General features: G+C 54.5%; 9 protein-coding genes. 5 read left to right on the top strand and 4 right to left on the bottom strand.

What is annotated here, in order from left to right; genetic code table 11:
- Positions 1-152: 152 nt before the first annotated feature.
- Positions 153-638, bottom strand: coding sequence for a sigma factor-like helix-turn-helix DNA-binding protein (locus LB462_RS30380; protein ID WP_224515756.1), 486 nt, complete (start codon positions 636-638; stop codon positions 153-155).
- Between the two features lie 981 nt (positions 639-1,619).
- Here LB462_RS30380 and LB462_RS30375 point away from each other — a divergent pair.
- Positions 1,620-1,976, top strand: a complete 357-nt coding sequence (locus tag LB462_RS30375; RefSeq protein WP_224515754.1) for a hypothetical protein — start codon at positions 1,620-1,622, stop codon at positions 1,974-1,976.
- 234 nt (positions 1,977-2,210) lie between these two features.
- Here LB462_RS30375 and LB462_RS30370 read toward each other — a convergent pair whose 3' ends face one another.
- Complete coding sequence (locus LB462_RS30370; protein ID WP_224515753.1) at positions 2,211-2,387, bottom strand: hypothetical protein; 177 nt, start codon at positions 2,385-2,387, stop codon at positions 2,211-2,213.
- A 31-nt stretch (positions 2,388-2,418) separates the two neighbouring features.
- Here LB462_RS30370 and LB462_RS30365 point away from each other — a divergent pair, with 31 nt between their 5' ends.
- Positions 2,419-2,679: a hypothetical protein gene (locus LB462_RS30365; protein WP_224515751.1), complete on the top strand. Its 261-nt coding sequence runs from the start codon at positions 2,419-2,421 to the stop codon at positions 2,677-2,679.
- A 78-nt stretch (positions 2,680-2,757) separates the two neighbouring features.
- On the opposite strand, the gene LB462_RS30360 is transcribed toward LB462_RS30365, so the two are convergent.
- Together LB462_RS30360 and LB462_RS30355 are read right to left on the bottom strand one after the other, a co-directional pair.
- Complete coding sequence (locus LB462_RS30360) at positions 2,758-5,874, bottom strand: multidrug efflux RND transporter permease subunit (protein WP_224515750.1); 3,117 nt, start codon at positions 5,872-5,874, stop codon at positions 2,758-2,760.
- Complete coding sequence (locus LB462_RS30355; protein WP_224515749.1) at positions 5,874-7,046, bottom strand: efflux RND transporter periplasmic adaptor subunit; 1,173 nt, start codon at positions 7,044-7,046, stop codon at positions 5,874-5,876. The genes LB462_RS30360 and LB462_RS30355 overlap by 1 nt, the downstream gene beginning before the upstream one ends.
- Before the next feature lie 557 nt (positions 7,047-7,603).
- On the opposite strand from LB462_RS30355, the gene LB462_RS30350 reads away from it, so the two are divergent.
- From LB462_RS30350 to LB462_RS30340, 3 genes are all read left to right on the top strand, one after another.
- Entirely contained in the window at positions 7,604-10,777 is a 3,174-nt protein-coding gene (locus LB462_RS30350; protein WP_224515747.1) for an efflux RND transporter permease subunit, read from the top strand.
- A 164-nt stretch (positions 10,778-10,941) separates the two neighbouring features.
- Positions 10,942-12,021, top strand: a complete 1,080-nt coding sequence (locus LB462_RS30345) for an efflux RND transporter periplasmic adaptor subunit (protein WP_224515745.1) — start codon at positions 10,942-10,944, stop codon at positions 12,019-12,021.
- A gap of 65 nt (positions 12,022-12,086) precedes the next feature.
- Positions 12,087-12,641 (top strand): DUF3455 domain-containing protein, encoded by a 555-nt coding sequence (locus LB462_RS30340; protein ID WP_224515743.1) that lies wholly within the window; start codon positions 12,087-12,089, stop codon positions 12,639-12,641.
- Positions 12,642-13,607: the final 966 nt, after the last annotated feature.

The raw sequence follows: 13,607 nt of genomic DNA, 5'->3' as shown, positions 1-13,607 counted from the left end.
ACGGGATAGCAAGATTGATGCGGATGCGCGCCCGAAAAGCTAAGGGACAACATCTCGACTTTTTGCGGGCAGCACCGCAAAGGGCTCGTCAGACCGTCTCCCGCTATTGATGAAAAAAGACCAGCTCAATTCATGCGCGACGCGTTACACTGTTACGCCGGCCGATCTACTAGAATTGGAGCTTCGGCGAACCCGGGCGCTTTTGTAATGTCTGCGCTTTCGGCCAGCATAATTCGAGCGGCGGCGAGACGGCTTATGACGGTGCTGATCGGTACCACAAGAACTTCCGCAACCTCTGGGTAAGACATATCCTCGACATAAGCGAGGAACACGGCGGCGCGATACTCGTCCGGAAGTGCAGTGACCCGCCGCAAGACCGCGTTATCCATGACAAGCATCTCGGAATTCTCGTCGCGAATGGTAACTTTTGTCTGCCAGATCGAATACAGTGTCGAGAACAACCAGTATTCAAGACGACTACTGCTTATGAGGAGCGGCGCGCGTTCCAGCGCACGAACACACGTCGCCTCGACAAGTGCGAGGGCAACATCAGACCGGAAGGAAAGGATCATCCCAAACCGCCAAAGCCGGCCGAGACACCGGGATAGATCCGCTCTGACTTCGCGTTCGTCCGTCATGAATAGTTCCCTGAAGAGGAGTTGGCCGTCTCAGATCGGAGTGGATTATCTTAGTAAATCCACCTCAGCGATTGATCAGCACGAGTGCACCGGAGAAAGCATCTGAAACCTGAAGAAAGTGCTGTGTTGCAGTATGCGCTGGTCTTTGATTGAGAGATCAGGCGGCGGCCGTAGCTTTCAACTTGCAGGGGGCAGAAGGCGCCAAAAAATGCAGTATCGTAGGCTCAATTCAGGGCAAATATATCGCCGGTGGCAAATGCAAGGGTCACGATGGCGGCCGAACCTACTAGAAACAGCATGATCCAAATCGTATCTAGCTTCTCCATAGCATTAAATCCTTGGCATCAGAAGGAATCGGGTGGTCAGGTAGCATTGCTGCCATCCCTGCGTAATTTCTATTCCACCTGTTTGTAACTATGCAGTGATAAATACTCCATCATACACAGGTGCGCGTGAATAATGCGCTGGTTTGATTGAGCCATACTTAGGTTTATATCGGTGGGCGAACCAGACTGATTGTGAAAGCCTTGAAGCAGTCCGAAGCGGGAATTCATGTTGGTGTGTCGTCTAAACGTGCAAACGTCAGAGCATCTTTGGGCGTTGCATTCCGTTCCGATATAGGTCGGCGACGTCGTCCGGATCGACTGCATCGTCGGCAAGGGCCAGTGTTTGCGGGTCCGTGCTTGAGAACGGGGCATGCAAAAACTCTTAGTAAGCAGGGCCCACGAAGTAGGATGAAACAAGGCAGAACCTACGGTCAGAAGACGGGTTGGGTCATGCTTTGCCTTCGGCTCAAAAATACTTCTACATGTTATGCGACGATACACTGACATCATATACTGTAGGTTGGCGACCTAAAACCTGTGACGCATGCTTAAAACCCAAGACCTACGCATATAAACCAACGTATAATACATCGGCAGACTTTCTATCTCCATATTAGGTTAGCTTTCACAACTGGAAGCTTTCAAGGAGTCAATTATGAGAAAATCAGCAACAATCTTAGCGATAACCGCTTTAGGTGCAATGTTGGCGGCCGGCTCGGCAACTGAATCGATGGCTCATGGCGGTGGCGGCGGCCATGGCGGCGGCGGCCATAGCTTTGCCGGTAGTGGCGGCGACTTCGGCGGTAGCGGTCACGGCTCCCGCAGCGGTGGCATTTTTGGCCGTGATGGCACCTTCAACAGTGCTCATGGATTCGCGACGAGCCATAGCTTTGCGGACCGCAGGGGTCACTTTAGGGACTTTCGCCGTGACGATAATTATTGGGGTCCCTACTATTCCTGCGAGTACCCTTTCCGTTGGAATTCTCCCCTCTACGACGAATACTGCCAGTAACCCATCGTAGGTTCTTCGAATCCCGGCCCCCCATAACGATTGGGGACCGGATTCGAATGCTTTTTAATGATTGCCTTTTAATGGAGGCCCGAATGCCTAAGTCTAGTAATCGCCCTCGTTACAACCACATGCCGCACGTGGATTTGGCAGAGATCATTCTTCTAGTGGTTATTGTCGTATCGATCGCTCTCGCAGTTGGCTTTGACTGGGTTTACCAAGCCTTGCTCAGCTGAATTAAATCATCGCCTGCGCCCAGCCTTTTCTTCGCCCAAGCGTCAAGCTTTTGATCATCATCGACGCTCGCACCTGCCCAGTGAGAAAGATGAGTTTGGGTTTGACAGAAAAGTGAAGCGTGAGATCGAAGAACACGTGTTCAATGTCTGCCGGGCAGATCCCCAGCTGCGCAAACATCCGGCCCGCATAGAATGGTTTTTGGGCGAGCTTGCGCGGAAGTTCCAGCTATCAATCCCTTTATAAGGTTTTCTGGGACACGGTCGGAAAAGCCGGCCTGTCACCGTTTTTGTCTGGTTTCGGCACCCACGGCGATATCAGTTGGCCAATGGGCTTCGGCAAACCTCCCACTGTCAACTTTGGACCTGGAGATCCCGCACGGGCGCATCAGTCGAACGAGCGTGTCTCCGTACGCGATCTGGTCGATCGTGCGAAGGCGATTGCACTCGCGATCGAGCAGTGGTGCCGTTGAGAATTCAAACGAGCGGCGCCATATTTGACTGTTGGTCGTTATCCATGAGGGAGCCCGTCCTCAACTCAGAACGGTTTGTTATTCGGCCGGTTCACTCGTAGGAACAGCTGCGGGAACGGATGGTCTGTTCCGCCCCGACATCCAGAGGCTCAACCTGTCGAGGTAGAGGTAGACAACCGGCGTCGTATAGAGTGTCATTGCCTGGCTCAATATGAGGCCTCCAACCATTGCGTATCCCAGGGGCTGTCGCAGTTCGGAGCCCGTCCCATGCCCCATCATCAGAGGAATGCCGCCAAGAATTGCAGCCATCGTCGTCATCATGATTGGGCGGAAGCGTAGCAGGCACGCCTGCCGGATTGCTTCCTCCGGTCGCAAGCCATGCTCGCGCTCCGCGGCAATAGCGAAATCAACGATCATGATGCCGTTTTTCTTGACAATACCGATTAGGAGAATGACGCCGATCAGGGCGATAACCGTGAAGTCGAAGCCGAAGCTCCACAGCATGATGAGAGCGCCGAGACCTGCGGATGGTAGAGTTGACAGGATGGTCAGCGGATGGACGTAGCTTTCATAAAGCACACCTAAAATGATGTATATCACGCCCAATGCGGCCAAAACGAGCAAAGGTTCGCTGGCTAAAGATGTCTGGTACGCCTGCGCATTGCCCTGGAAGGTAGCAATGAGTGTCGGGGGCACTCCCAGGGCAGTTTCGGCTTGGTGGATGGCCGAAACAGCCTGGCTCAGAGCCACGCCCGGAGCAAGGTTGAATGATAGCGTCACCGACGGAAATTGGCTCTGGTGGTTGATCGCAAGAACGGTGGTCGGCTGCGTCGTCTCTTTTACAAGCACGTTGAGCGGAACTTGCGCACCGGTCAGTGGCGATTTGATGTAGAGCTGGTTAATTGCCTGTGGTGAGCTCTGAGCCTTCGGAGACAATTCCAGTATCACGTGATAACTGTTGAGGTCGGTGAAATATTGAGTGACTTGCCGTTGGCCAAAGGCATCGTCGAGCGTGTCATCGATGCTTTGAGGCGTGATCCCAAAGCGAGCCGCTTGATCCCGATCAATGTCGAGAGTGACGGTTGTTCCGTTGGATTGCTGATCCGTGGCAACATCCGTAAGTTCAGGCAGGGAGCTTAATTTTGCCAAAAGCTTCGGCGCCCAGCTATTCAGCTCATCCGCATCGCCATCTTGTAGCGTATATTGAAACTGGGTCGCTGAACTTCGACCGCCGACGTTGATATCCTGAGCCGGTTGAAGGAACAGCTTCACCCCTTCAACCTGGGCCAATTTTGGGCGCAGGCGACCAATGACCTGGCTTGCCGTCGCATCGCGCTGATCGTGTGGCTTGAGAGTGATAAACATACGCCCGGTATTGAGCGTATTGCCGGATCCCCCGCCGACAGCCATCCCCACCGTAGCGACCGCGGGATCGCTGGCGACCACCTTGCCGATCTCAACCTGATGGCGTGCCATGTCGGCAAACGATGTATCCTGTGCGCCCTGCAGAAGGCCTGTGATCAAGCCAGTGTCTTGAATCGGGAAAAAACCCTTAGGAATACTGATAAAAAGGTAACCTGTGGCAACGAGCGTTAGCAGGAAAATGCCAAAAGTTACGCGATGGTGGTGCAGAGCGATATCGAGCGTAACACGGTAACCGTTCAGCAGTGCTTCGAAGGCTCGCTCTGAAGCCAGGAAGAGCCTGCCATGTTTTGCGTTGTGTTCCGCCCGCAGGAAGCGAGCGCACAACATTGGCGTGAGTGTCAGCGAGACAAGTGCGGAAACTGCAATCGTCACGGTTACGGTTATGGCAAATTCGTGAAAAAGCCGACCAACGATTCCGCCTAGGAACAGGATGGGAATGAAGACAGCCACAAGTGAGAGGCTTATCGAAACAATGGTAAAACCAATCTCTTTGGAGCCGTCGATGGCGGCCTGCAACGACGATTTACCCGCTTCCATGTGGCGCTGAATGTTCTCCAGCATGACGATCGCATCATCGACGACGAAACCGACCGCAATGCTCAACCCCATCAGCGAAAGGTTGTCCAGACTGAACCCCAGCACATACATCAGCGCGAAAGTACCTACCAGCGCGAGCGGGACAGTGACACCGGGAATTGCCGTCGCCCAGACGTTGCGAAGAAAAATGAATATCACCATGATCACCAGTGCGATCGTGAGCAACAGGGTGAATTTCACATCGAGGACGGACGCTTGGATGGTCGTGGTCCGATCGCTCAAACTCGATATGTGAAGCGCAAGCGGCGCTATTGCCTGCAACTGCGGCAGCAATGCTTTTATCTGAGCTACGGTCTCAAGAACATTCGCGCCGGGGAGTTTGGAAATTGGCAGCAGGATAGCCGGCTTGCCATCGGCCCATGCCGCTATCTGCGTGTTCTCGGGCGCATCGATTGCCTGGCCGATGTCGCTTATCCGTATCGGAGCACCGTTTCGGTAAGCAATGATCGCGTTGTTCCAAGGACCTGCCGCCAGGAGCTGGTCATTATCGTAGAGCGTAAAGGTGCGCAAAGCACCCTGGATGCTACCTTTTGGTGCATCGGTCGTCGTGGCGATGATTGCCGAGCGAACATCCTCCAGTGACAGACCTAAGTCAGCTATCTTGCGCGGATCGACTTGCACGCGGACAGCTGGCTTTTGCTGGCCAAAGACCGAAACCTGGGCGACGCCGGAGACCTGGCTGATATGCTGGACAAGGACATTTTCGGCAAAATCATCGATCTGCGTCAATGGCAGTGTATCGGACGTAAGGGCAAGTACCAGTATGGGCGGGTCTGCAGGGTTCACTTTGCGGTAGGTCGGCGGAGATGGGAGGTTGCTTGGTAACTGGCCACCGGCGGCGTTGATCGCGGTTTGCACATCTTGCGCCGCGCCATCAATATTGCGATCCAGTTCAAACTGCAGGGTGATCGAGCTGCTGCCGAGTGTGCTCACGGACGTCATCTGTGTAACGCCAGAAATTTGACCAAACTGCCGCTCCAACGGCTGGGTAACCGAAGACGCCATTGTTTGCGGACTTGCGCCTGGTAGCTGTGTAGAAACCTGAATCGTTGGAAAGTCGACCTGGGGCAGCGGCGCTACCGGCAGCAAAGGATAGGTTACCAGGCCGATTGCGAGGATAGCCACCATGAGCAGCGACGTTGCGATCGGTCGCTGGATAAACCAATTCGACATCAGCCCCGCTCCATCTCACCATCACCCGGCGTGGTGGTCTGGCTTGGTGTGTCTTGTATTGAAATTCTTGCGCCTGCATCCAGACGATATTGCCCCGAAGTGACAACGCGCTCGCCCGCTGCCAGTCCGCTCTCGATCACTGCGTGACCATTCGCTATCTGTCCCGGTGCGATTGGCCGAACCTCCACGGTATTGTCCGGTTTCACGACGTAGACGAAGAAACCATTCTGACCCCTCTCAATTGCCGCAGAAGGTACTGTAACTGCTTGGTGAACGATTTTTTGTTGTAGCCGGATGTCGACGAATTGCCCGGGCCAAAGCTTCTCGTCGATATTGGGAAACGTCGATTTCAAGCGCATCGTGCCACTGGTCTGGTCTATTTCATTATCAATGACCGAGAGCGTTCCGGTACCTAGATTTGTACTCCCATCGCGCGTGAAAGCCGTCACGGTAACAGGACCGGCTTCCTGCGCAGCACGCACTGCCTCCAGATCATCTTCAGGCAGTGTCGACACGACTGAAATCGGTTGCGTTTGCGTAATGACGACAATCCCGGTTGTATCGGTCGCATGGACATAGTTGCCCTGATCAACCAGCCTGATGCCTGTGCGTCCATCGACGGGCGCAGTCATTTGCGTATAGGACAGCGATACGGCAGCAGAATTTTTGGCTGCGGCGTCTTGTGCAATTTGCGCCTGCAGTTGGGCAACGGTGCTTTGCTGTGTCTGCGTAGTCTCTACAGTCGTGAACTGCTGAGCGGTAAGTTTTTTATCCCTTTGCAGAATAATCTCGTCATTGCTGAGGTTGGTCTGGTCCTGCACCATTTTTGCTGACGCTTGATCAAGAGCGGCCTGAAAAGGACGAGGGTCTATCACGGCCAAAAGATCGCCTTTCTTGACCTTCTGCCCCTCCGTGAAGAGCACCTGCTGCAATTCGCCATCAACCTTGGCCTTCATGGTGACGGTGTTGAAAGCCTGAACTGTGCCCAGACCATTCAAATAGACGGGTACATCACTTTGTACCGCTGCTGACGCTTCAACCGGTATAAGGGCAGCGGCGGGCTGATCTTTGGCGACCGTTTTATCGTTACTCGCGAGCCAGAAGACTCCCGCTGTGGCAAGCACGACTGCGCCAATGACTATGCTGACTTTATATCGAAGTGAACTTTGCATTCTGTGCTCCAAGTCGACTTGCATGGTATTGAGGCGTTAATTGTTCGAGGAAATACAGCAATGCGCTTCGACGCCGTCGCCATCATCGTGCGCCTGTCAGTTAGATGGGGTCCGTGCAAGGCTCTGCACGAGTTTGTTGTGATCGATCTTTGACAAGTATTGCCACGCTCAGGGCGGTTGCCGGCGGCAATTTTGCCGAAAACCAGCTCAAAGCTTACGCCTTTCCGTTCTAGCGATAATAACAGTCAATCTGGATTGCGGACACCCAAACCAAAGTATGAGTTTATCAGACGAGCGCATTATTCCCGTCCACGCCTGTATGATGGAGCATCTTTCCTTGCCTGGTTAACCTACAGCCCGATGCCAATGCGCCGAAGAATCTTAACGATGTCTACCGGAGCCTTATTCGCCGACAGACTCAGCATTCTTATTGCATTTGCCAGTTGCCGTCTTGACTACGCCTCTTGCGGACAGAACCGCTCGGGCCGGACAAATTGCCGATGGGTGGAACTCTTCCGCCCTCACTCTTCCTGCACAACAGGGGTTTCGGAATAGATATGGGTATAGTTCGGTTCGCGCTGCGGTTCCCGCACACATTCTACGTGTTAGCCGCCTTGATACTTTTTCTTGGCGGAGTCGCAAGTTACGAGATGCGAACGGATATCTTCCCGGAAATCAACATTCCGGTTGTATCGGTGATCTGGAGCTATGGCGGTCTCAGCACGCCTGAGATGGAGCAGCGTGTCACCACCTATAGTCAGTATGCAATCAGCTCCAACGTCAATGGCATCAAGAATATCGAAGCGCAGACGCTAGGCGGGCTGTCGATACAGAAGATCTATTTTCAGCAGGACGTGAATCTTGATCTCGCGATTGCGCAGATTGTGTCGGCGACCAACGCCATCCGCGCGCTTTTGCCAGCAGGAATCCAGGCGCCGCTCGTGGTGCAGTTCAATGCCTCCAGCGTGCCCGTCCTGCAGATCAGCCTGAGTTCCGATACACTCAACGAGCAACAGCTGTACGACTATGGCATCTATCGCATTCGCCAGCAGTTGGCGCCAATCCCCGGTATCACATTACCAACCCCCGCTGGCGGGAAATACCGGCAAATCATGGTTGACCTGGACCCGTCGAAGCTGCTCGCCAAGGGTCTCACGCCACTCGACGTCGTCAACGCCGTCAACACGCAAAATCTGACGCTACCGTCTGGAACGGCCAAGATCGGCGATACTCAATACGTTGTGCGCACGAACGCGACGCCGGCGACGATCGATGAACTCAACGACATTCCGATCAAAGTGGTCAATGGGGCTACGGTTTTCGTAAAAGATGTCGGTCAGGTTCATGATGGCTGGCTTGTTCAGCAAAACGTCGTTCGTCAGGACGGGCGTCGCTCAGTCCTTCTAAGTGTCATCAAGAATGGCAATGCTTCAACTTTGGATGTGGTCAATGCTGTCCGGCGAGCATTGGTTACGGCACGTGCGTCCGCGCCTCCCGGTATGGAGATCAAAGAGATTTTCGATCAGTCGGTATTCGTCAAGCAATCCATCGCCGGCGTACTTCGCGAAGGCGCCATCGCGGCAGCCCTCACTGCGCTGATGATCCTGCTGTTTCTGGGATCGTGGCGATCGACATTGGTCGTCATGATAACCATACCGCTTGCAATCCTGTCATCGGTCATTGCGCTGTATTTCCTTGGAGAGACGCTCAACACCATGACGCTCGGCGGCCTCGCGCTTGCCGTGGGCATCCTTGTCGACGATTCGACGGTGACGATCGAAAACACCCATCGGTTGCTCACTGAAGAAGGACAAACGCTGCCGCAGGCGACGCTGCACGGAGCGGCAGGCATTGCTGTGCCGACGCTGGTGTCGACCTTGGCCATCAGCTGCGTGTTCACGTCCGTGGTTTTCCTTGAGGGACCGGCCAAATATTTGTTCACGCCGCTTGGCATGGCAGTCGTGTTCGCCATGCTGGCGTCCTATGCCCTTTCGAGGACCCTCACCCCGATCACGATTGGTCTGTTGCTCAAGGGTGAGCGCCATGGCACGTCGAAAAATTGGTTCTCCCGCTTTCATGCCAGGTTCGAGCATGGATTCGAGGCGATGCGTGTCCGCTATGTCGGGCTGCTGACGTTGCTGCTTACACGTCGGTTGATCATGCCGGTCGTCGCCGTCCTGGTCCTTGCCCTTGGAACCACCTTGCTGATCTTCGTCGGTCGGGACTTCTATCCTGCGATCGATGGCGGCCAGATTCAGCTTCATATCCGCGCACCCGCTGGAACGCGGATTGAGACGACGGAGCGCATCTTCCAGCAAGTCGAGGACAAGATTCGCGAGATTGTTCCCGACAGCGACCGCCAGCTTGTCGTCGACAACATCGGGCTTCCCGCCCGAGCATATAACCTGGCATTCACCGACGGCTCGACGATCGGCGTCAATGATGGCGTTATCCTTGTCGCCCTCAAGCCTGGCCACGCGCCTACTGCCGACTATGTGCGCAAATTGCGATCAGCGTTACCGGAAGCGTTTCCAGATGTGCTGTTCTATTTTCAGTCGGCCGACATCGTCACACAGATTCTCAATTTTGGTCTCCCCGCACAAATCGATGTCCGCACCGTCGGATACGACCGTGCGACAAACCTGCGGGTGGCAACGGAGCTCCAGCGGCGCATCGCCGCCATTCCGGGCGTCGTGGATGCCCACCTCCAACAGGAAGTTAACGCGCCGGCGTTCGACACTACGATCGATCGTACGCGCGCAGCGCAACTCGGCCTCAATGCAGACACCATCGCCACGAACATCAATGTTAGCCTGAGTTCCTCGGAACAGGTCTCGCCCAATTTCTGGACTGATCCAACGACCGGTATTCCGTACTATCTCGCTGTTCAGACACCTGAACCAAAAATCAGTTCACTGAACGACCTTGGCAATACGCCTGTGTCCTCAACCATATCCACAGCCGGTAATCAGATACCAGGACTGCTCAGCAATGTCGCAACATTCAAGCGGAGCAGCATCGCAACCAACAGTAACCAAGCGAATATTCAGCCTCTCTATGAAGTCTTCGCAAGCGTTCAGGGCCGCGATCTCGGGAGCGTTTCCAACCAGATCAACGTAATAGTGACGGATATGCAGAAGCAGCTTTCTCCGGGCAATTCCATTCAGGTCGCTGGCCAGATCCAGAGCATGAACGACGCTTTCTGGGATCTTGGCATCGGTCTCCTGTTCGCGGCGGTGTTCGTTTATATGTTGATGGTCGTGAACTACCAGAATTTCGGTGATCCGTTCGTCGTCATCCTGGCGTTGCCTGCAACCTTATGCGGCATCCTGGTCATGCTCTTTGTCACGGGAACAACCCTTAACGTGCCCTCTCTTATGGGAGCGATCATGGCCGTAGGCGTCGCGTCCGCTAATTCGATCTTGCTGGTCACGTTCGCCAGAGAGCAGCAATTGACGGGCAAGCCGGCGTTCCAGGCAGCGATCGACGCCGGTCATACGCGCATCAGGCCTGTGCTAATGACTGCAGCAGCGATGATTGTCGGCATGATCCCAATGGCCATAGGTGGCGCCGGCGAGGAACAGAATGCCGCTTTGGCGCGCGCTGTCATCGGCGGCTTGCTGTTCGCGACTCCTACGACACTCCTCTTCGTCCCGTACCTGTTTGCGATGCTTCGCGGCGGACAGGACGGCAAGGCGGCCCACGGCGTATTCAATGAGGAACTAGCATGAAACCCTTAGAACCGTCAGATCGGCGCATCGAGCATATCTATAATCCACAACCGCAAGTGTCGCGCAGGTGGGGAGGCTGGCTTATTGGGCTTGGCACGCTGCTCGGGCTTGTCGCGTTACTCTGTTTCGGTGCGTGGGGATATCGTTCGCGGGCCGAGGAGGTTATGGCCACTGCCGTTCAGCTCCGCGATTTCGTGCCATCTGTGCACGTCGCCGAGATAAAGCCGAGTACCGACACCGTAACCGTTAGTCTCCCGGCGACCACCGCAGCCTTCGACGACGTCGAAATCTTTGCACGAGCCAGCGGCTATGTCGAACAACGTGAAGTTGATATCGGAGATCATGTAAAGAAAGGCCAATTGCTCGCCAAGATTGCCGTGCCGGAACTCGATGACCAAATCCTGGAAGCCCAAGCTACCTTGGGGCAACTCCAGGCGGCTTTGAAACAGGCTCAGGCTAATTCTGACCTCGCACAGGTCACGTGGGATCGCGATAAACCGCTGGTCGCCAAAGGCTGGATTACGCAGCAGCAGGGTACCATTGATGTGCAGACCCTAAAGGCGCAACAGGCGACGGTGGGTGTCGCGCAGGCAAATGTGAAGGCTCAGCAAGATCAACTTGAGGTGCTGAGTCAGCAACAACTCTATCAGCAGGTTGTCGCGCCCTTTGATGGCATCATTACCCAGCGCAACATTGACAAGGGTAGCCTTGTGCAGGCCGACACGACCAGCGGCACTTTCATGTTCGCCATCATGCAGGAAGACGTGATCCGTACGCAAGTCTTCGTGCCACAGGACGAAGCATTCGGGGTTAGCCCCGGTGACAAGGCCAGTATCGAGGTTCCAGAGACCCCGGGCCGTATTTTTTCCGGGACGGTAACGCGCATAGCCGATTCATTGCAGCCGGGGACCCGCACTTTGCTGACTGAAATCGACGTGCCCAATCCTGACGGTCTCCTCACGCCAGGAATCTACTGCACCGTCCAGCTCCAGATTCCGCGCAAGACGCCAAGCCTGTCGGTGCCCGCTGACGCCCTCATCTTCAACGCAAACGGATTGCAGGTGGCCGTCGTTGAGGATGGCATTGTTCACATAAGAAAAGTATCTGTGGCGAGAGATCTGGGAACGACCATCGAAGTTAAGGATGGCCTCAAGCAAGGTGACAAGGTCATTCGTAACCCGCCAGTGCAACTGGTGGAAGGTAGTAAAGTCCGCGTTAACACCGAAACCGTCGCACCAGCTTGATCAGGAGTCCGGCTCGCTCGACGATAATTGCGACAAAGAATATGCAGATGCTCAAGGAAACCGAATTGGCCCGACCTCAGCTCAAATCTGACGATGCCTTGTCCAGTGCTTCCACACACTTTCATCCAGCATTGGTATTCATGACGGCTGCAGTCTTGCTTTTCGCTCCCGCCGCTCATGCAGCTGAAGTTCCGGCAGGCTTTGACACAGATCGATTGACGGTTGTTGCGAATGTTCATGCCGAAGGGGTTCAGGTGTATGAGTGCAAGGAAGATCGAGCAGGAAAAACACAGTGGCAGTTTCGCGAGCCCCTTGCGACGCTCATTCAAGATGGGGTCACCGTTGGCCGGCATTTTAGCGGTCCATCATGGGAATTTACCGATGGAAGCAGTGTCATCGGCAAAGTCGAAGCCGAGGCGCCGGGTGCGACGAAGGATGATATCCCCTGGCTTATGTTGCGGGTCATGAAACGAGGTGGCGACGGCGTTCTGGCAAACGTTATCGCCGTGCAGCGGCTGGACACGCACGGCGGTCGATATTCGGGTCGTTGCGGAACTGAGGGAGCATTTCATGTTGAACCCTACTCTGCACAATATGTTTTCCTCACGGGCCGACGTTGAGCCGACGATTTCTCACGGTACGATCACAGTAATATCATACTAAAACTAGCAACATATATATGATTTAAACAACTAAAAGTTAGCAACAAATTTTTGTTGTCATGACATACATAATTCTGTTATGAACATTTCCACGACTTTAACCCATTAGATTTGTCAAAAATGTGTTTAAATTGACTTATTGTGGCAAAATACGTAGCATAAATATTATTTTTTGTTAATTTGACTCGTTATTTATACTCTATATTATGAACTTGCAGACCGAGAACCGCCGGCGGTGGAGTTATATATCCAGCGTGACGCGACGGAACTGGACGGTCCGATAAAAGGAGGGCGCCAAGTTGCCCTCAATACTTAGGAGACGCCAAAATGCGCTCTTTTATCTTCAGAACTGCAATCGCTGCCCTCTTGATCTCCACTCCGTTCGCTAGCGCTTATGCCGCTTCGGGCGGTTCGCACGGCTCCCACGACTCGGGCGGATCGCGCGCCTCCCATGAGGGGAGATCCGTTAGCAATCCTCGTGAGAATTTCGACCGTATAGGACTCCATGACGAGTCGAATGAGGGCAACACCACCAGCCCGTCCTACCTCTTCGGGAGCCGCATGGATACGCATTCCATGTTTCACCTGAATTAAGTGAGGTATGGCACCAGATAGGTGCGAAATCGCTCCCGGTACGCCCGGGGGCGATTTCGGATTCTGTCGCAAATCCCCCGCACTGCCGTGTTCCTCGCCATGTCGGTGAGCACCGTAACGAGCCGCCTTCCATGCGCCCGGATCATGCTGGCTGAAAAAACTTCGGGATATGAGAGAGGCGCCAACAAGAAAGGGGCAGCAGGCCGGTTTCAGCACTGCTGCCCAAGGAAGCGACCGCGAGGGGGGCAACGATCGCCGGGGGAGGTAAGCTCATTCAGACATGAGGCGTGGCATCGAAATTCCGGTGCTGAGGGCTAGTTCGATTTGCCG

It is taken from the genome of Phyllobacterium chamaecytisi (genome assembly GCF_020164455.1).
GTDB lineage: Bacteria > Pseudomonadota > Alphaproteobacteria > Rhizobiales > Rhizobiaceae > Phyllobacterium > Phyllobacterium chamaecytisi.
This window is presented reverse-complemented; position numbering and strand designations above follow the sequence as displayed.